This is a genomic window from Nesterenkonia sp. CL21 (genome assembly GCF_031705515.1).
Classification (GTDB): Bacteria; Actinomycetota; Actinomycetes; order Actinomycetales; family Micrococcaceae; genus Nesterenkonia; species Nesterenkonia aethiopica.
This window is the reverse complement of record NZ_JAUTWR010000014.1, coordinates 34,648-53,951: the sequence shown is the minus strand read 5'-3', so window position 1 is coordinate 53,951 and position 19,304 is coordinate 34,648. Positions and strand designations below refer to the sequence as shown.

Here is a 19,304-nt window from a genome sequence, read left to right as displayed (position 1 = left end):
GTCTATCCTACCCTATCCGTCTGACCCGTGCAAACTCGGTGTCTCACCGAATGCTCTGGGCCATCCTCAAGGATGAGCGTCAAGAAGCCCTGTGACGTGACCGCCACAGTGTGCTCTGCACCGGGTTTCTGCCTTTCGGCTGTCTTCCCTGTGCCCTGAGCACGAGTAGAAACTTTACACAGCACCTCGCCCCCGCGCAAACCGGATCGGGGGTGATGTGCGTCTCAGACGAGAACAGCCGCGGCGCCGGCGTCCCAAGGGACGTCCGGGCCGCGGCTGCCGTGCCGGTCTGGGTCTCGGTGATCAGTCGCCGTTCCGGCGCACGATGGCCAGATTCTTCTTGCCGCGACGCACCACCAGGTACCGGCCATGGAGCCAGAGCTCCGAACCGGCCGGGGTCTCGCCGTCGTCGACCTTGGTGTTGTTCACGTAGGCACCGCCGTCCTTGACGGTGCGCCGTGCCTCGGACTTCGAGCTGACCAGACCGGTGGAGACCAGCGCCTCCACCACGGAGGCTGACTGCGGGTCGAGGTCTGCGACCGGCAGCTCAGCGGAGGCCGCGCGCAGGGTCGGTTCGTCGATCTCGGCGATCTCCCCCTTGCCGAAGAGCGCCTCAGAGGCTGCAATGACCTTTCGGGTCGCCTCCTCCCCATGGACCAGCGTGGTCACATCCCATGCCAGAGTCCGCTGCGCCTCCCGGGAGAAGGGGCGCTCCTCCACCTCGCGAGCCAGGGCGTCGATCTCTTCCCGACTGCGGAAGGTGAACACCTTCAGCCGCTCGATCACATCGGCGTCGGCCTGGTTGAGCCAGAACTGGTAGAAGGTGTACGGCGAGCACAGCTCGGCGTCGAGCCAGATCGCGTTGCCCTCCGACTTGCCGAACTTGGTGCCGTCCGAGTTCGTGATCAGCGGCGTGCCGAGGGCGTGCACCTGGGCATTCTCCACCCGCCGGACAAGCTCCGTTCCAGCGGTGATGTTCCCCCACTGGTCGGAACCCCCGAACTGGAGCGTGCAGTCGTAGTCGCGGTACAGCTGCAGGTAGTCCAGACCCTGGAGGATCTGGTAGCTGAACTCCGTGTAGGAGATTCCCTCATCAGAGTTCAGCCGCTTGGCCACCAGGTCCTTCTTGATCATGGTGCCCACACGGAAGTACTTGCCGATGTCCCGCAGGAACTCGATGGCGGTGATCCCCTGGGTCCAGTCCAGGTTGTTCACCATCTGCGCAGCGTTCTCCCCCTCGAAGGAGATGTAGGGGCGCACCTGGTCCTGGATGCTGCGCACCCAGCCGGCCACGGTCTCCGGAGTGTTGAGCACCCGCTCCCCCGACTCGCGGGGGTCGCCGATGAGGCCGGTGGAGCCGCCGACGAGCGCCAGGGGCCGGTGACCGGCCAGCTGGATGCGTCGCATCGTGAGCAGCTGCACCAGGTGACCCAGGTGCAGAGAAGCCGCCGTCGGATCGAATCCGCAGTAATAGGTGATGGGGTCCCCCGCGAGGGCCTCCTCCAGTGCAGACTCCTCCGTCGACACGTGCACCAGGCCGCGCCACTTCAGCTCCTGCCAGATGTTCTCGAAGCTGTCATCGTTGCGCTGGGTCTCCAGCGCCGCTGGGTTCTCCACGAGGTTCTTCTCCATCACAACTCGTACGGTAGCAGTGTCGGGCCCTGGTCCGGGGCCCGGTGTCGTCTCACCGCGCGTCGAACCCCGCCGGGAGCTCGCCCGAGTGCACGACGTGCAGCGACTGGGTGGGACGGGTGAGCGCCACATACAGGCTGCCGATCCTGCCCGCGGCCTCCTCGCGCAGCTCGGCGGGCTCAACCACCACCACGGCGTCGAACTCCAGACCCTTGGCGTCATCGGCGGTGAGGACCACGATGTCCTGGCTCAGTGAGCCCGCGCCGTCGCCGACCCGTTCGCCGAAGCGTTCCCGCAGGGCGCGCCGGGCGGACGCGTGGAGCCGCTCCGGGACGATGGCCGCCACCAGGCCGTCTCCGACCTTGCCGAACTCGGCGTCGACGGCCTCCACCACCGCCGGCACCACGGCATCGTCCGCCACCTGGTCCACTACGGGAGCATGGTCGCCCTCGCGGACCGTGCGCAGCGAGGTGATGTCCAGTCCTTCGGAGCGGGCCACGGCCTCGGCCAGATCCACGATCCGGCGCGGGGTCCGGTAGTTGACCGTGAGCTCCTCGACGCGCATCCGCTCGCCGACGAAAGGCTCCAGGGCGGCCTGCCAACTCGTCGCCGCCGACGCCGAGGAACCCTGGGCGATGTCGCCGACCACGGTGAAGGATTTCAGGGGGCACCGCCGCATGAGCACATGCCACTGCATGGGTGAGAGCTCCTGGGCCTCATCGACCACGACATGGCCGTAGGTCCAGGTGCGGTCCACCTGGGCGCGCTCAGCAGCACTGAGGCGGGCGGCGGTCTCCTCGTTGAGGCTCACCACGTCCTCCGCGCTCAGGAAGCCTTCGATGCCCATCTCGGCCATCGCGGGGGTGGCGTTCTCCACGGCCTTGCGGGCGTCCTCGAGCTGCCGCTCCCGGGCGGCCTTCTGCCGAGCCTCCTCCCGTCCGGCGGACTCGTCGAGGTCGCCCAGCAGCTCGGCGGCCTCGTCGAGCAGCGGGACGTCGGCGACGGTGAACGGCTCCCCGGGTTCCCGCCGCAGCAGGTCCCGCTCGGTCCGGGTCAGCATCGGTGCGGCCGCCTCCAGATAGGCCGGCCGGCTCCACAGGTCCTCCAGCAGATTCTGCGGCGTCCGCGGCAGCCAGCAGAGGTTCAGCAGCACGCGCACGTCGCGGGCGGTGCGGACGTCCTCCACCAGATAGGAGCGGTCCGCCTCGTTGCCCTCGGACCGCTTGGCCAGGATGCGCTCGAGCTTCTCCGCGATGTCCTTCACCACGACCTTCACGAAGGTCGTCCGCGCCTCGTTGTAGGGCTTGCCGGTAGCCCGGGCCCGTTCCCGGGCGCGGTTGATCATCGCCGGGGTGACCGAGACCTTGACGCCGTCGACGTCCACCTCTCGCGGCTCCGCGATGGTGCGTTGACGCTGGGCCACGGCCGCACCGATGACCTCCGCCATCTGCAGCCGCCCCTTGATCTCAGCGACCCGGGAGTCCTGCTCCTCGACGCCGCGCACCCCGGGGTACAGCTCAGCCACCGACGACATCACCACGCCGGTCTCGCCCAGCGAGGGCAGGACACGGTCGATGTAGGACATGAAGGTGGAGTTCGGCCCCACGATCAGCACCCCGGCGGACTTCAGCCGCTCCCGATGGCTGTACAGCAGATAGGCGGCCCGATGGAGGGCCACCGCAGTCTTCCCCGTCCCCGGCCCACCCTGGACCACCAGGACTCCCGGCAGGTCCGAGCGGATCACCCGGTCCTGCTCCGCCTGGATGGTGGCGACGATGTCGCCCATCTGACCGGTGCGCCGGGCGTTGAGCGCCGCGAGCAGAGCCCCGTCCCCGTGGTTCTCCGCCGTCTCCTCGAGCAGGTCTGGGTCCAGGACCTCATCCTCCACGCCCTGGACGTCCCGACGCCGCAGCATCAGGTGCCGGCGTCGTCGCACGCCCTGCCGATCGAAGGCGGTGGCCTGGTAGAAGACGCCGGACTCCGGGGCTCGCCAATCCAGCATGAGCCGCTGCCGCTCGGCGGTGGTCAGCCCGATGCGGCCGATGTACCGACAGTCGCCGCCGTCGAGATCCAGGCGCCCGAAGACGAGCCGATCGTCCACGGCGTTGAGCTGAGCCAGCCGATCCTCATACATGGTGGCGAAGGCGTCGCGCTCCGAGACGTTCTGCATGGTGCCCACCGCCCCGGTGCTGCGCACCTCGGAGAGCTGGGTCTCCTTCTCCTCGCGGAGCTCGTCGAGCCTGCGGTACAGCAGGCCCACGTACTCCCGCTCCTCCTCGACGCCGGCGTCGAGCGCCGGGACGGGGACCTCACCGTCGGTGGGCATGTCTCCGGAGGGCCCTCCGGAACGGCCGTTGCGCGCGGCCGGACGATCCGGGATGACCTCGGATGCGCTCGAGCTGGTCGTGTCACTCATCAAGCAGTACGGCTCTCGTGTCTGAAACAGATGACCACCTATCCTACCCGCAAGAGGGTGAACAGGACATGACGGCGTCGCCGTCAGCTCTGCCGACGCTCCAGCACCTCCCGAGCGGGCACATCCCGACCCGGCCGGTAGGCCGAGACACTGGCTTCACCGGCCAGCCAGCAGCGCCAGGGGAACTCCGGGCCTCCGCCGACACCGGAGACGCCCACCCGCGGGCCCCAGAGCCTCTCGCCGACCGGCTCCCCGGGCGGCGAGAGGAGGAAAGCGACGTCTTCGGGGTCCGGATCCGCAGGCTGCGGCGCCTCGGGCGGCACCAGTGTCACCGGCGCGGCGTCCATGGTGAGCGTGATGCCCAGCCCTTGACCCAGACGCCCGGGCCCCGAGAGCAGCTTCACCCCGGTGTCCCGCCCCCGGCGCTCGACTGCGAGGCCGCGTCCGGCGAGCACCTCGCCGGCGCGCAGCAGCACTCCCCCGGCCGTGCCCTCGGGTCCGCAGGCCAGGTTCAGACAGCGATGGATCCCGTAGTTCAGGTAGACGTAGGTGCGCCGCGGAGGCCCGAACAGGGAGTCATTGCGGGCCGTGCGGCCGCGGAAGCTGTGCGCTCCGGGGTCCTCGCCCTGGTCACCGTAGGCCTCGACCTCAGTCAGCCGGACGGTGACAGCACCCTGTACGGTCACCACGGTCAGGCGGCAGCCCAGCAGGGCCGGAGCGAGCGCCGTGGCGTGCCCGTCGAAGAGCGTGTCAAGCTGATGAAGGTCCACGGCCGACCATTCTTCCATCCCGCACCGGTGGGACTCACTGTGCTCACAGATTCGGTGCGGTGCGCCAGTCCGGGAAGGGATCGGGGAAGGTGGACCAGGCCATGGGACCGGCCGCGAGCTCGTCGTCGTCCAGAGCCGCCTCGTCCAGGGCCGCGGTGAGCCTCCGGGTGTCCAGACCGAGCCCGACGACGGCGACGTCCTGCCCGAAGGCCAGCACTTCGTCCTCCTCCCGTATCTGGTGGTCGAAGCTCACCGGCTCCAGGGCGAATCCGGCCCCCACATGGTCCCACTGGGCGGTGACATGTGGCCGGGTCGCCAGTCGGCAGAACCCGGCGGAGCGCAGCACCTGCCCGGCGCCGCGTTCGAAGAAGAAGGTCTCCAGGACTGCATGCAGCCGGCCCGGGTGGAAAGGTCGCAGCTGGTCGTACCGCATCACCGTGACGTCCTCGGTGGTCACTTCCGGGGCGAAGTCCCCGTTGAGCTGGCAGATCCACCCGGCCCTCGTCTGCTCCTGGGAGTACTCCGTGCTCCGCCGAGGCCATCCGTCCGCGACGCCACCGTCGCGTCGCACCGTGGCCCGCGGACTCAGCGCGCTCAGCAGCGCCTCGAGCGTGCGGAGCCGGTGAGCCGGAAGGCCGGAGGTGTTGACCAGCACGATGTCCGAGGCGTATTCGATCTGCTGGACCATCAGTTCCGCCCGGGCCGCGTGGTGGGCCCCGTCCTGCAGCGGCACGAAGTCCTCCGCCTCCAGATCGTCGAGCAGATGCGCGGCGTCCACCACGCAGACCACGGCGGAGAGCCGAGTGGCCATGGTGGGGTCGGCCAGAAGGCCGATGATCTCCATGGCCGGCGTCTCCAGCGGGTGCTCGACCACCAGGCCCTGCGCCGCACGCATCCGGCCCAGGAGCGTCACCGCCTGATCGAGCACCTCCGGCTCGGCGCGCATCCTGCGCGCAGGCAGCAGCACCCGGTTCTCGGCGCGGGCCAGGCGCGCCGCGAGCTCCTGCCGCTCCGGTGCGCAGGCTCCGACGACGGCGACGACGTCCGCCCGCCCTCCGATGCTCGCTCCCTGCGGCTCGTCCTCCGGCGTGATCTCCATTCGCGTCCTTCCAGGGTTGAAGCGTATGATCACTGCTAATGCTACTCATTATCACTAGGAGGATGCCATGAAGGTCCGCAAGTCCCTGCGCTCGCTGAAGAACAAGCCCGGCTCCCAGGTGGTGCGCCGCCGCGGCAAGACCTACGTCATCAACAAGAAGAACCCCCGCCTCAAGGCCCGCCAGGGCTGACAGCATGCCTAGGTCCCAGCTCGACGAGTACGAGCTCATCGGTGAGCTCCATGATCTCTTCCTGAGCGAGGAGACGTGGAGCCCCATCAGGCCTGTTCTCCAGGAGCTCTTCGGAGAGCTGGGAGACAGCGCCGTGGTGATGGACATCGGCGCCGGCACGGGGCTGGGAGTCGACGCCCTGTCCCGGGTGTTCGACGGCCGCATCACCGCCGTCGAGCCTTCGGCCATGATGCGGGCCGGCCTGCTGACCAGGATCTCGACCGACGAGGACCTGGCCGGGCGCGTCCGCATCATCGCCGAACCTGCACCCGCGGCCTTCGCCCAGCTCACCGGGCCCATCGACGGCTTCCTCTGCACGCATATGCTGGGCCACCTCAGCAGCCACCAGCGCCGGGAGATGTTCGCGCAGCTGGAACAGCGTATGGCGCCCGGAGCGTCCGGACTCGTCACCGCCGACCGGCACCTCGCACCGCCGTCGGGTCGGTCCGTGGAGCAGCATCGGCGCCTCGGCGGACTGGACTACGTGGCGCGCTTCCTCCCCCAGCCGGACGGCCTAGTGCAGCGCTACGAGGTCCGCGACGGCGGCACGGTGCTGCGCAGCGTGGAGGCTGTGAGCCGATGGCAGCCCGTCACACAGGCCGCGCTCGCCGCGGAGGCGGCGCCGGCCGGCTTCGAGCTGGTGAGCCGGGGCGACGGGCTCGCCACCCTCAGAAGGAGCCCGTTCAGAACGCCCCCGCGTACCGCTCAGCCCACCGGGCGACGTCATTGATGTAGGGCACTGAGCGGTTGTAGGCCCCCACCGCGGTGGCGAAACCCTCATCCTGCGTCAGCGGCCCACCACGCTCACACAGATAGACCGCGGCGGTCAGCGCGGCGTCATCGATGTTCTGCGGGTCCGGGCCCTCTTCGCGTGCCCCGGCAGAGCCGTCCTGAGCGTAGAGCCCCCAGGTGGTCGGGATGAACTGCATCGGTCCGACGGCTCTGTCCCACTCATCGTCGCCGTCGAGCTCGCCGCCGTCGGTGTCCCGGATCTCCGCCACACCCTCACCGCCGTCCAGGGCGATGCCGATGATCGGCGGTGAGGCCGTGCCGTCTTCCTCCAGGCTCGAGCCTGCGTAGGTGCCGTGCAGGGACTCCACCTGCCCGATCCCCGCCAGGGTGTTCCAGCCCACACCGCATCCGGGCCTCTCGGCACGCTGCCGCAGGGCGGCACCCGCATAGGCCTCCAGCGCGCGCGGCGGAATCTCCTCCGACTCGGCCGTCGCGGCGACCCAGTCCGGGTCGGCGATCTCGCGCACGGGAAGATCCGCCAGCGAGGCCGCCTCACGCGCCTGCGCGGAGAACGGGGCCTGCCGCTGGACCGGAGCCTCCGGCAGCTCGGCGGACGTCTGATCGTCAGGCTCCTCCGGAGCTCCCCCGCAGGAGGTCAGGAGCACGACGACGCAGGCGGCCGCCCCGAGGAGTCGGGGCCGCCGCCTGCGCTGCGTCGTGGGATCTGAGATCGAGCGTCCGGAGGCCATCTCAGTCATCTGCGTCGCGCCGACCGCCGATGGTCAGCCTCCCAGCGCCGCGCGGCGCCGTGCCGACTCGGCGGCGGCCGCCTCGAGCTGCTCGGCGACCCGCACCGGAGCGGTGCCGCCGACGGCGTCACGGGAGGCCAGGGAGCCCTCCACGCTGAGCACGTGACGCACCTCGGGCGTGAGAGCCGGGTGGATGGCGGCCAGCTCCTCATCGGTGAGCTCGTGCAGCTCCTTGACGGGCGCATGCTGCTCACAGGCCCGCACACATTCTCCGGCCACCTCATGGGCCACCCGGAACGGCACACCCTGCCGGACCAGCCACTCCGCGACGTCCGTGGCCAGGGAGAACCCCTGCGGGGCCAACTCGGCGAGTCGCTCGGGGTGGAACTCGAGCGTGGCGATCATCCCGGAGACCGCCGGAAGGAGCAGCTCGAGGGTGTCGACGGCGTCGAAGGCCGGCTCCTTGTCCTCCTGCAGATCCCGGTTGTAGGCCAGCGGCAGCGCCTTGAGCGTCGCCAGCAGACCGGTGAGGTCACCGATGAGCCGGCCGGCCTTGCCGCGGGCCAGCTCCGCGATGTCCGGGTTCTTCTTCTGCGGCATGATCGAGCTGCCCGTGGAGTACGCGTCGTCGAGCGTGACGAAGCCGAACTCCTTGGTGGCCCAGAAGATGACCTCCTCGCTGATCCGGGAGAGGTCCACCCCGATCATCGCGGTCACCCAGGTGAACTCCGCCACCAGGTCCCGCGAGGCGGTGCCGTCGATGGAGTTCTCCGTCGGCCCGTCGAAGCCCAGCTCGGCGGCCACCTGCGCCGGGTCCAGACCCAGCGAGGAGCCGGCCAGCGCTCCGGAGCCGTACGGGGAACGCGCCAGACGACGGTCCAGGTCCGCCAGACGGTCGACGTCGCGCAGCAGCGGCCACGCATGGGCGAGCAGATGATGGGCCAGCAGCACCGGCTGCGCATGCTGCAGATGGGTGCGGCCCGGCATTGGCGCCGTCGGGTGCCGCCGCGCCTGGGAGACCAGGGCCTCGACGACGTCGAGGACGCCGGATGAGATGACCGCGACCTGATCCCGCAGGTACATGCGCACCATCGTGGCGATCTGATCATTCCTCGACCGTCCGGCGCGCAGCTTGCCGCCGAGCTCCTGGCCCGCCCGCTCCAGCAGCCCGCGCTCCAGCGCCCCGTGGACGTCCTCGTCGGACTCCGCGGGAGTGAAGGCCCCGGAGCGGACGTCCTCGGCGAGGGCGTCCAGCGCCGAGAGCATCCCCTCCAGCTCGGACTCGGTCAGCAGCCCCGCCCGGTGCAGCACTCGGGCGTGCGCCCGGGATCCGGCGATGTCATAGGGGGCGAGCTTCCAGTCGAAATGCGTGGACTTGCTCAGCGCCGCCATCACATCGGCCGGCCCGGAGGCGAAGCGCCCACCCCACAGGGAGCCCTCGTTGGTGCCGTGCGTCTGGCTGGTCGACTCCGTTCCCATGCCGGCTGCGCTCACTTCTCGACGCCGGCGCCGGAGAGGTCGGGCTTGCCGTGGATCCGCTCCTCGCGCTGCGAGGCCGTCCGGGCGGACAGCCCGAAGATGTCGATGAATCCGGGCGCCGACGACTGATCGAAGGAGTCGCCTTCGTCGTAGGTGGCGAGGTTGAAGTCGTACAGGGAGGTCTCGGAGCGCCGGCCCTGCACCGTGGCGCGGCCGCCGTGGAGCTCCAGGCGGATCTCCCCGGAGACGTACTTCTGGGTCTCGTCGATGAAGACGTCGAGGTTGTTCTTCAACGGCGAGAACCACTGGCCGTCATAGACCAGCTCGGTCCACCGCTGATCGACCGTCTTCTTGAACCGCGCCTGCTCGCGCTCCAGGGTGATGTTCTCCAGCTCCCGGTGGGCGGCCATCAGGGCCATCGCGCCCGGCGCCTCATAGATCTCCCTCGACTTGATGCCCACCAGTCGGTCCTCCACGATGTCGATCCGCCCGATGCCCTGGGCGCCGGCGCGGCGGTTGAGCTCCTCGATGGTCTCCAGCGGCGTCACGCTGCGTCCGTCGAGGGCCACCGGCACGCCCTGATCGAAGGTGATGGTCACGACGTCGGCCGCCGGCGGGAAGGCCGGGTCTTCGGTGTAGTCGTAGACGTCCTTGGTGGGGCCGTTCCAGATGTCCTCCAGGAAGCCCGTCTCCACGGCCCGTCCCCAGACGTTCTGGTCGATGGAGAAGGGGTTCTTCTTCGTCGTCTCGATCGGCAGGTCGTTCTTCTCCGCGTACTCGATGGCCTTCTCCCGGGTCAGGGCGAGGTCGCGGACTGGGGCGATGCACTTCAGCTCCGGGCCGAGCGTCTGGATGGAGACCTCGAAGCGCACCTGGTCGTTCCCCTTGCCGGTGCAGCCGTGGGCGACAGTGGAGGCCCCGAACTGCTGAGCGGCGGCGACGAGGTGCTTCGAGATCACCGGTCGCGAGATGGCCGAGACCAGCGGGTAGGCGTCCATGTACAGCCCGTTGGCCTTCAGCGTGGGCATGCAGTACTGCTCGGCGAACTCGTCGCGAGCGTCGGCCACGTAGGCCTCGACGGCGCCGCAGTCCAGGGCGCGCTGGCGGACGGTCTCCAGGGACTCTCCGCCCTGTCCGACGTCGACGGCGACGGCGACGACCTCGGAGCCGGTCGCCTCGGCGATCCAGCCGATGGCCACTGAGGTGTCGAGGCCGCCCGAGTAGGCGAGAACGATGCGATCGGTCACGGGTCCAGCTCCTTGCATGTCGTCCCTGGGCGGCCAGGGAGGTGTGGTGGTCGGCTCACCGAGGAGTCTACATAAATATTCAGTCCATTGCATACTCACGCAGTGGGGCTCGGGGAACCGCCGTCTCCCTGGCAGGCTATCGCCTCAGGACGCGGCCGTCAGCGGCTCCGCGACACCGAGCCTCCGACTCCGACGACGATCCCTGCGACGACGCCGGCGCATCCACCAGGACACCGCCGCCAGATGCGGGAACTCCAGCAGCATGCCGAGCACGATCACCGCAGTCACCACGGGATCCTCGCCCAGCACCAGGGCCGTGACGGCCAGCATCAGCGGCGCATTCCGAGCCGCCGTCGTGAAGATGACCAGGATCAGATCCGGCTCGGCCAACGCGGCACGCCGCGACACGGCCACAGCGAGCCCCATGCTGAGCGCGAAGAACAGGGCGACCACGATCAGCACCTGGACGAAGACCCACGGCACCAGGACCGCCTCCGACGCCCCGGCGGCGAAGAGCACCAGGATCAGCGCGGCGATCACCCAGGGCAGGGCCGCGCCTCCGGCCCGCTGAACGGCGGCGAGCGCGTCACGGCCGGCCGCCCGACCGACCAGCAGGCGCACCAGCACCGCCGCTGCGGCCGGAATCAGCAGGCCTTCTGTGACAGCCGGCCACAGCGCCTCCATCACTCCAGGGAGGCTGCGCCCGGTGACCAGCGAGATCCACACCGGGTAGAGGAGCAGCTGCAGCACCAGGGAGACCGGGATCAGCGCCGCCCCCAGCACAGCGTTCCCACCGGCCACCCGGGTGAATCCGAGGAACCAGTCCGTGCAGGGGAACAGCAGATAGATCAGCAGCCCCAGACGCACGGCCTCGCTGTCGGGAACCAGCAGCGTCACCAGCCCCAGGGCGGCCGCCGGCAGCACGAGCATGTTGAGCACCAGCGCCACGACGGCGGCGCGGCGCGAGCGCAGCAGCTCCCGCGCCCCACCGACTCGCAGCTCCAGGAACACCAGCCCGAGCAGCAACATGATCAGCGGATCCGTCGCATGCTCCGCCCAGGCGGCGTCCGAGCCGGTCAGTCCCAGCAGCAGGCCGCCGGCGATCGCCAGCAGGAACAGCCAAGGCGGCGAAGCACTCAGCACGCGCATTCGGCCCCGCAGGACTCGACGTCCTCGGCGAGCATGCCGGCCTGACGCCAGGCCTCGAGCGCCGTGCAGTCCTTCCCGAGGGACTCGCCGACCACGCGGGCGACATGGGCGAAGCGCTGCCGGAACTTGTAGACGAAGCAGAAGCGCTGCGACCCGTGACGCAGCGCCGCTCCGGCAAGGAAGAGCCCGGGGGCTCGGGTGGACTGATCGTCGGCGTCCACCAGGGGCCAGCCGTCCTCCCTGCGGTCGAACAGATGCGCCGCGGGTCCGAGACCAGGCCCGAACCCGGTGCCCGCCAAAGGTGCCGAGTCGGCCTCCAGCACGGTGCCGTCGCTGAGAGAGACCGACCAGCGGTCTCCGTCGCGGGCCACCGACGAGGCATGCCGAGCCAGCAGGCGGAGCCTGCCGGTCTGCTGGGCGCGAGCCAGCCGCATCCTGGTGCGCGGCGCCAGGCGGAAGGACGGATCGGACCCTTCGCCGGCGTCCCAGGGATGGTCGGCATCGAGCACAGTGACCTCCGCGCCGGCCTCGACATGGTGGCAGGCGACGTCGAGGCCGGACTCGTAGCCGCCGAGCACCACGAGGCGACCCTGCCGCGGCCCCCAGGCCTCGTGGCGGGAGGTGTGGACCAGCGCGCCCTTCCCCGCCATCTGTGGCACGGCGGGGTCTTGGAACTCCCCGCCGGCCCAGACCACCGTCCGCGCTGGGATGGGCCCGTGCGGGGTGGTGGCGACGAAGCCGCCGTCGTCCTGCCGCAGCGAGGTGACCTCACACTCCGGAGCGACCGGCACCTCGAAGACCCGGGCGACACCGCGCAGGTACTTCGCGTAGCCGCGCCCGTCGGGATAGTCCACACCGAGGCTGAAGGCGGGAGAGGTCTCCGGGTGCACGGAGTTCAGGTCCGTGGACCCGTAGCCGTTGCCGGTGAAGGACGGGGTGAGGAATCGCTGCTCCTGCGGCCATCGCCGGAAGGTCTCGCCGATCTGGCCGCGGTCGACGACGCCGACGGTCAGTCCGTCGACGGCGTCGAGGGCGAGGGCGCACCCGATGCCGGCGGGGCCCGCCCCGACCACGAGGGTGTCGAGGGCCTGCGCTGGAGAGGGGGTCATGGAGCGACCTTCCTAGTTATTGAGAATGACTTTCAATAACTCAGCATACGCGACGGCGTCGATGACCTCGGACGACATGACACGCCGCCGTCGCCGGCTCGGCCTCCGATACACTCGGGGCCATGCCACACGACTCCTCCCCCGCCGCCGGACAGCCCCAGGACACCGGCGACGTCCCCGAGCTGACCGACGAACAGCTGGAGTTCCTCAACTCCATGTTCGACCTCGCGCGGCAGGGCCGTGGCGAAGAGCTGCTGGGCCTCATCGACCAGGGGATCCCGGTCAACCTGGCCAACGCCAAGGGCGACACGCTGCTGATCCTGGCCACCTACAACAACCACGTCTCCCTGGTGAAGGGCCTGCTCGACCGGGACGCCGACGTCGACCGGCTCAACGACCGCGGCCAGTCCGCCCTGACCTGTGCGGTGTTCCTGCAGAACGAGGAGACGGTGCGCCTGCTCCTCGACGCCGGCGCGGACCCCCGCCACGAGGGCCAGAACGCCTATGCGGCCATCGAGATGTTCGGCCTCGACGCGATGCGTGCCGTGCTCGACGAGCACCAGGGGAACCGCTCCGGGAAGTGACGAGGCCCCGTCATCCCACGGGAGCCCCGCCGATCCAGACACCGGCCACATCCGCCGCTGAGCCCAGCGAGAAGATCTTCGCCACCACATCCTGCGCATCACGGGCGTAAGGCAGGACCTGCTCCAGCGTCCCGCCCGTCTGGGGCCGCACCAGCACCGCGTCGAAATGACGTCCCACCGACAGATCCCCGATCTCCTCGGCCAGTCCCAGCACCTGAGCGCCGGAACGTGTCGCCAGATGCAGCAGGTCCGAGGGGCGCAGGTCCAAGCCCTCAGCACCGAGCAGACGCTGCCCGAAATAGGCCTGCAGGCCTTCCGCCACCAGGAAGAACCCCGCCCCGGCGCCGACATCGGTGCCCAGCGCGACCGGCACGCCCGCGTCCCGATGGCGCCGCCAGGGGAACAGCCCGCTGCCGAGGGAGAAGTTCGACGTCGGGCAGTGGGCCACCGCTGCACCCCGCTCCCCCAGGATGACCAGCTCCTCCTCCGTGGGATGCACATCATGGGCCAGCACCGCACGTGAGCTCAGCAGCCCGGCCCGGTCATAGGTGTCCACGTAGTCCCGGGCCTCTGGAAACAGCTCGCGCACGGCGGCGATCTCCGCCGGGTTCTCATTGACATGCGAGGTGAACCAGAGACCCTCGTCGCCCGGCCCCGTGCCCGCTCCCGCGGCGAGCAGCTCACCGCACGACCGCAGCATCTCCTGGCTCGCCGAGAGCGAGAACCGCGGAGTGACCGCATAGCGCAGCCGTCCTCGGCCATGCCATCGCCCCGCCAGGGTCCGGCCGGCCTCCAGAGCCCGCTCCGGGGTGACCAGCAGGCTCTCCGGGAGGAGGCGGTCGCTGACCACCAGGCCGGAGGTCATCCGCAGTCCGATCCGCTCCGCCTGCGTGAAGAGCACGTCCATCGCCGCCGGGAAGTGGGAGCCGAAGACCAGCGCCGACGTCGTCCCGGACCGCACCACGGAGGAGAGGAAGTCCTCGGCCACCGCCTGGGCATGCGTCGCCTCGGCCAACCTCTCCTCCTCGGGCAGCGCGCACTGGTCGAGCCACTCCAACAAGGGCATCCCGAGCCCGCCGATGACGCGGATCTGGGGGAAGTGGACGTGGGTGTCCACCAGGCCGGGCAGCAGAACGCCGTCGCGAAGATCCACGACCTCGTGACCGGGATGGCCGGCGACGGCGGCGTCGAGCCCGGTCCGGGCGACGATCACCCCGTCCTCGACGACCAGGGCGCAGTCGTGGTCCGCCCGCAACGCGTCAGGGTCTCCCAGCTCCCCTGGAGTGTCCAACACCTGCGCCCGATAGATCGTCATGCGCTCGCTCCCCCAGGAGCTCCGACGGACCCACGGCGCAGATAGTCCGCCACGACGCTGACCGCGATGCTCACCGGGTCCTTGCCGGGCACCTCAGAGAGCCCGATGGGGCAGGTGATGCGGTCGAGGTGCTCCTCGGGGTGCCCGCTCTCCTGCAGCCGACGACGGAACCGGGCCCATTTCGCCCGTGACCCGATGAGCCCCGCGTAGCCGAGATCCTCCCGCCCCAGGGCGGCCTCACACAGGAACAGGTCCTCGGCGTGGTCATGGGTCATGATCAGCACGTGGGCCCCCGCGGGCAGCTGCGCCATCACCGTCTCCGGGGCCGGGGCGTGGTGGACCTCCACCTGGGCCCGAGACTCCGTCAGGTCCAGGGCGCGGGCCCGGCCCGCCTGTTCCTCGCGGCTGTCCACCAGGTGCAGGGTCACGGACAGGCGAGAGAACATCCGCGCCGTCTCCAGGCCTACGTGGCCGACGCCGAAGATCGCCACGACCGGCGGCGCACCGATCCGTTCGAAGAGCAGCGAGACCTGCCCACCGCAGCACTGACGACCGTGGACGGCAGGCGCATGCTCGGTCAGGGACAGCTCCAGGATCTGGGGGCTCTCCGACCCCGGGGCCAGCAGGGATCGGGCATGCTCGATGGCGGTCTGCTCGAGGTTCCCTCCCCCGATGCTGTCCCAGGAGCCGTCCGCGGCGACGACCATCTTGGCCCCCGCCTCCCGCGGGGCGTGACCGCGGGTGCTCAGCACGGTGACGAGCACGCCCGCCCGGCCCCGAGCCCGCAGCCGGCCCAGCTCCTCATGCCAGTCACCCGTCAGCTCCACCGTCAGCCGCCGCTCACCGGCTCTGCGGCCTCATCCCGCGCCGCCTCGTCCCCTGCCGCCTCCCGGGCACGCCGCAACGCCCAGAACACCGCCTCCGGGGTGGCCGGACTGGGCAGCTCCACCGAGGATCCGCCGGGGCCGAAGGCGGCCACCGCGGCCCGCAGCGCCTCCCGGACGCTGAAGGCCAGCATGAGGGGAGGCTCCCCCACCGCCTTGGATCCGTACACCACCCCGGGCTCGGTGGCGCGTTCGTAGAGATGCACCGTGAAGTCCTCCGGCATCTCCGAGAAGCTGGGGAGCTTATAGGTGCTCGCCGCCTGGGAGAGCACCCGGCCGCGTCCCGGCGAGTCGCCTTCGTCCCAGCGGAGGTCCTCCAGGGTCAGCCACCCGACGCCCTGGACGAAGCCGCCCTCGATCTGGCCCACATCGATCAGCGGGGACAGCGAGTCGCCGACGTCGTGGAGGATGTCGGTGCGGAGCAGCCGGTGGGCTCCGGTGAAGCCGTCCACCTCGACCTCGCTGACGGCCGCACCGTAGGCGAAGTACTTGAACGGTTCGCCTCGCATCGCCACCGGGTCCCAGTGGATGCCCTCGGTGCGGTGGTAGCCGGCGGCGAAGAGCTGGACCCGCTGCAGATAGGCGTCCCGCACGACGTCGGCGAAACTCACCGGCTCGGTCCCCAGCCCCCGAACCTCGCCGTCGGAGAATCGGACGTCATGGGAGTGGACCCCGAGCCGCCGAGAGGCCACCTCCGCCAGCCTCTGGCGAATCTGCTCGCAGGCGTTCCTCACGGCTCCGCCGTTGAGGTCCGCGCCCGAGCTGGCCGCCGTGGCGGAGGTGTTGGGCACCTTGTCCGTGCGGGTCGGGGCCAGACGCACCTGCTCCAGCGGCAGGCCCAGAGCCGTGGCCGCCACCTGCCGCATCTTGGTGTGCAGCCCCTGGCCCATCTCCGTGCCGCCGTGGTTGATGAGCACCGAGCCGTCCTTGTAGACGTGCACCAGGGCGCCGGCCTGGTTGAAGGCGGTGAAGTTGAAGGAGATCCCGAACTTCACCGGGGTCAGTGCCAGTCCGCGCTTCCGGTGGCCATGCCGGGCGTTGAACTCCTCCACCTGCCGACGTCGGGACACGACGTCGGCGCGATCCTCCAGCTGGTCCCAGATGTCGCCGAGACGTTCGGCGTGCCGCACGGGCTGCCCATAGGGAGTGACGTCTCCGGGGCGGTAGAGGTTCCGGCGCCGCAGCTCGTCCGGGGCCAGCCCCAGCAGCGGCGCGCACCGCCCCAGGATGTCCTCGATGATGAGCATCCCCTGCGGCCCTCCGAATCCGCGGAAGGCGGTCTGCGAGGTCTTATGCGTCTTCGCGATCCGGCCCAGGACCTCCACGGCCGGGATGAGATAAGCGTTGTCGATGTGGCACAGGGCCCGCGAGAGCACCGGCTCGGAGAGGTCCAGGGACCACCCGCCGTCCGAGGTGATGACCGCCTTCAGCGCCCGGAGGCGGCCGGCGTCGTCGAAGCCCACCTCCCACTGCGCGGCGAAGGGGTGGCGCTTGCCGGTCATCGTGATGTCCTGGGTGCGGGTCAGGCGCACGCGGACCGGGCGGCCCGTACGCACCGCTCCGAGCGCGGCGACCGCGGCCAGACCATGGGGCTGCATCTCCTTGCCGCCGAAGCCTCCGCCCATCCTCAGCGCCTGGACCGTCACCTCATGGGAGGCGACCCCCAGCACGTGGGCCACGATCTCCTGCGTCTCGGTGGGGTGCTGGGTGGAGCTGTGGACCATCACCTGCCCGGCCTCGTCCACCAGGGCGAGGGACGCGTGGGTCTCCAGGTAGAAGTGCTCCTGGCCGCCGAAGGAGAACGTCCCCGAGAAGCGGCGGGGCGCCTCCGCGAGACCGGTGCCGACATCGCCGCGGCGCAGCACCGGCTGCCGGCCCTGGAAGCTCTCCGCGGCGATCGCCTCGTCCAGGGTGATCAGCGCGTCCAGGGGTTCGTAGTCTACGACGACGGCCTCGGCACCCCGCCGGGCGGCCTCCTGGGTCTCCCCCAGCACCCAGCACACGGCGTGCCCGTGGAACATCACCACCCGCGGAAAGAGCGGTTCGTCACCCTTCACCCCGGCGTCGTTGATGCCGGGGACGTGCTCGGCGGTGAGCACCTCCACGACGCCGTCGACGGCGCGAGCACCCGCAGTGTCCAGGGCCAGCACGCGAGCATGGGCATGCGGAGCCTGGACGGGCCAGGCGTGCAGGGTCCGCGGGTCGCGGACGGCGATGTCGTCGGTGTACTGGGCTGCTCCCGTCACGTGCAGGGCCGCGCTCTCATGCGGTTCGGCGGCGCCGACGCCGCGGTGCTCGGACGGGGACTCAGGCCGGATCTGAGGGTCGGTCTGCGACGTCATGGCCTCGTCTCCTCCTTCACGGGCTCCTCGGGACGATCCTCGCGGTCCTCCCGCTCGGCGAGGAACCGGTGCAGGCTCTGGGCGAGCATCTCGGCGCGGTAGTCCGCACTGGCCCGCAGATCGTCCATCGGCGTGCCCTCGGCCCGCAGGACCGACGCCGCCTCGTCGACGGTCGCGGGCGTCCACTCCCGGCCGCGCAGGGCGTCCTCCGCGGCCAGCGCACGCAGCGGCGTGGCGGCCACCCCGCCGAGTCCGATGCGGACATCGTCGACGTGCCCGTCGCGCAGCGTCACGGCGTAGGCCACGGCCACCGAGGAGATGTCGTCGAACCGCCGCTTGGCGATCTTGTGGAATGCGGTGTGCGGCTGCAGAGGCAGGGGGATCCGCACCGCCCGGATGAGCTCCCCGGCCGTCCGCACGGTCTGCCGATACCCGGTGAAGAAGTCCTTCAGCGGGACCGTCCGCCGCCCGTCGGCGGAGACCAGGTCCAGCTCCGCATCCAAGGCGAGCAGTGCCGGGGCGGCGTCGCCGATGGGCGAGGCCGTGCCCAGATTGCCGCCGAGGGTGGCGCTGTTCCTGATCAGCCGCGAGGCGAACTGCGGGAGCAGCTGGGCCACCAGCGGGACGCGGCCGGAGACGGTGCGCTCGATCTCTGAGAGGGTCGCGGCCGCGCCGATCTCGACGGCGTCATCCGCCCAGGTGATCGCCTGCAGTTCGGGCAGATGGTCGATCGCCAGCAGGCTGCGAGGGCGGGCGTGCCGGATGTTCCGCTCCACTCCGAGGTCGGTGGCGCCGGCGATCACCACCGTCTCAGGGTCCTGGGCGAGCCGGTCCAGAGCCTCCGCCAGGGTCGCCGGACGGAGGAACCAGCCGTCCTCGGCGGCCACCGACGTCGTCGCGGCCGCAGGTGCGGCGGAGGCACAGCGGCGCGCCAGCGGGTCTTCAGGGTGCGGCCGACCCAGCGCATAGGCGGCGTCCCGGATGGGCCGGTAGCCGGTGCAGCGGCACAGGTTGCCGCTCAGGGCGTGCAGGTCGAAGCCGTTCGGGCCGTGCGAGTCGCCGCAGGGCGCGGAGACGCCGGACGAGCCGTCAACACCCTCGTCAGCATCGTCGTCGCCGGTGGCCCGCCGTTCGGGCCGGTAGAACTCGGCGGCCATCGAGCAGATGAATCCGGGGGTGCAGTATCCGCATTGGGATCCCCCGCGCTGCGCCATCTCCTGCTGGACGGGGTGGAGGCCGTCCGCGCCGTCGGCGAGGCCTTCCGCGGTGACGATCTCTTGGCCGTCGAGAGCCGCAGCCGGCGGCAGGCAGGAGTTGACCGCAGTCCACCGGACGGAGGCGCCGCCGTCGGGGCGGGCCACCAACACGGCGCAGGCGCCGCACTCTCCCTCGGCGCAGCCCTCCTTCGCGCCGGTCAGTCCGAGCCCGCGCAGCCAGTCCAGCAGGCTCATCCGAGGGGGCGCCGCCTGCACCCGCTCACGAGCGTTGACGGTGATCCGGATCGGGTTCGTCGTCATCCTGTGCTCCTGGTCGAGGTCGTCGGCCGAGCCCCCGCCAGGGTCTGCGGA

At 70.5% G+C, this 19,304-nt stretch carries 16 protein-coding genes; 3 read left to right on the top strand and 13 right to left on the bottom strand.

The window, feature by feature from the left end; translation table 11 throughout:
* Positions 1–303: 303 nt before the first annotated feature.
* The 4 genes from tyrS to Q7C18_RS15600 all read right to left on the bottom strand — a co-directional run bounded on the left by tyrS (position 304) and on the right by Q7C18_RS15600 (position 5,917).
* On the bottom strand, positions 304–1,632 hold the full coding sequence (gene tyrS / locus Q7C18_RS15615) for a tyrosine--tRNA ligase (protein ID WP_085437567.1): 1,329 nt from the start codon (positions 1,630–1,632) through the stop codon (positions 304–306).
* Between the two features lie 52 nt (positions 1,633–1,684).
* Positions 1,685–3,958: an ATP-binding domain-containing protein gene (locus Q7C18_RS15610; protein ID WP_311026161.1), complete on the bottom strand. Its 2,274-nt coding sequence runs from the start codon at positions 3,956–3,958 to the stop codon at positions 1,685–1,687.
* Positions 3,959–4,131: 173 nt separating this feature from the next.
* On the bottom strand, positions 4,132–4,836 hold the full coding sequence (locus Q7C18_RS15605) for a DNA-3-methyladenine glycosylase (RefSeq protein ID WP_083277365.1): 705 nt from the start codon (positions 4,834–4,836) through the stop codon (positions 4,132–4,134).
* Positions 4,837–4,861: 25 nt separating this feature from the next.
* Positions 4,862–5,917, bottom strand: coding sequence for a GTP-binding protein (locus tag Q7C18_RS15600; protein WP_311026160.1), 1,056 nt, complete (start codon positions 5,915–5,917; stop codon positions 4,862–4,864).
* A 67-nt stretch (positions 5,918–5,984) separates the two neighbouring features.
* Here Q7C18_RS15600 and ykgO point away from each other — a divergent pair, with 67 nt between their 5' ends.
* Both ykgO and Q7C18_RS15590 read left to right on the top strand, forming a co-directional pair.
* Entirely contained in the window at positions 5,985–6,107 is a 123-nt protein-coding gene (gene ykgO / locus Q7C18_RS15595; protein ID WP_070159154.1) for a type B 50S ribosomal protein L36, read from the top strand.
* Between the two features lie 4 nt (positions 6,108–6,111).
* Positions 6,112–6,876, top strand: coding sequence for a class I SAM-dependent methyltransferase (locus tag Q7C18_RS15590; RefSeq protein ID WP_311026159.1), 765 nt, complete (start codon positions 6,112–6,114; stop codon positions 6,874–6,876).
* Here Q7C18_RS15590 and Q7C18_RS15585 read toward each other — a convergent pair.
* The 5 genes from Q7C18_RS15585 to Q7C18_RS15565 all read right to left on the bottom strand — a co-directional run bounded on the left by Q7C18_RS15585 (position 6,830) and on the right by Q7C18_RS15565 (position 12,611).
* The gene (locus Q7C18_RS15585; protein ID WP_311026158.1) at positions 6,830–7,636 is read right to left on the bottom strand and encodes a hypothetical protein; all 807 of its coding nucleotides are present in this window, start codon (positions 7,634–7,636) and stop codon (positions 6,830–6,832) included. The genes Q7C18_RS15590 and Q7C18_RS15585 overlap by 47 nt on opposite strands.
* Before the next feature lie 24 nt (positions 7,637–7,660).
* Positions 7,661–9,106, bottom strand: a complete 1,446-nt coding sequence (gene argH, locus Q7C18_RS15580; protein WP_311026157.1) for an argininosuccinate lyase — start codon at positions 9,104–9,106, stop codon at positions 7,661–7,663.
* 11 nt (positions 9,107–9,117) lie between these two features.
* Entirely contained in the window at positions 9,118–10,353 is a 1,236-nt protein-coding gene (locus Q7C18_RS15575) for an argininosuccinate synthase (RefSeq protein ID WP_070159150.1), read from the bottom strand.
* 144 nt (positions 10,354–10,497) lie between these two features.
* Positions 10,498–11,502, bottom strand: a complete 1,005-nt coding sequence (locus Q7C18_RS15570) for a bile acid:sodium symporter (RefSeq protein ID WP_311026156.1) — start codon at positions 11,500–11,502, stop codon at positions 10,498–10,500.
* The gene (locus Q7C18_RS15565; RefSeq protein WP_311026155.1) at positions 11,490–12,611 is read right to left on the bottom strand and encodes an NAD(P)-binding domain-containing protein; all 1,122 of its coding nucleotides are present in this window, start codon (positions 12,609–12,611) and stop codon (positions 11,490–11,492) included. The genes Q7C18_RS15570 and Q7C18_RS15565 overlap by 13 nt, the downstream gene beginning before the upstream one ends.
* 122 nt (positions 12,612–12,733) lie before the next feature.
* On the opposite strand from Q7C18_RS15565, the gene Q7C18_RS15560 reads away from it, so the two are divergent.
* Complete coding sequence (locus Q7C18_RS15560) at positions 12,734–13,195, top strand: ankyrin repeat domain-containing protein (RefSeq protein ID WP_083277363.1); 462 nt, start codon at positions 12,734–12,736, stop codon at positions 13,193–13,195.
* A 10-nt stretch (positions 13,196–13,205) separates the two neighbouring features.
* On the opposite strand, the gene Q7C18_RS15555 is transcribed toward Q7C18_RS15560, so the two are convergent.
* Genes Q7C18_RS15555 through Q7C18_RS15540 form a run of 4 tightly spaced genes read right to left on the bottom strand, consistent with a single transcriptional unit; the run spans position 13,206 to position 19,253 of the window.
* Positions 13,206–14,510: a guanine deaminase gene (locus Q7C18_RS15555; RefSeq protein ID WP_311026154.1), complete on the bottom strand. Its 1,305-nt coding sequence runs from the start codon at positions 14,508–14,510 to the stop codon at positions 13,206–13,208.
* On the bottom strand, positions 14,507–15,337 hold the full coding sequence (gene xdhC, locus Q7C18_RS15550; protein WP_311026153.1) for a xanthine dehydrogenase accessory protein XdhC: 831 nt from the start codon (positions 15,335–15,337) through the stop codon (positions 14,507–14,509). The genes Q7C18_RS15555 and xdhC overlap by 4 nt, the downstream gene beginning before the upstream one ends.
* A gap of 2 nt (positions 15,338–15,339) precedes the next feature.
* A complete protein-coding gene (xdhB, locus tag Q7C18_RS15545; RefSeq protein WP_311026152.1) occupies positions 15,340–17,736 on the bottom strand; it encodes a xanthine dehydrogenase molybdopterin binding subunit in 2,397 nt (798 codons plus the stop codon).
* Positions 17,733–19,253 (bottom strand): FAD binding domain-containing protein, encoded by a 1,521-nt coding sequence (locus tag Q7C18_RS15540; protein ID WP_311026151.1) that lies wholly within the window; start codon positions 19,251–19,253, stop codon positions 17,733–17,735. Before Q7C18_RS15540 ends, xdhB begins: the two co-directional genes overlap by 4 nt.
* Positions 19,254–19,304: the final 51 nt, after the last annotated feature.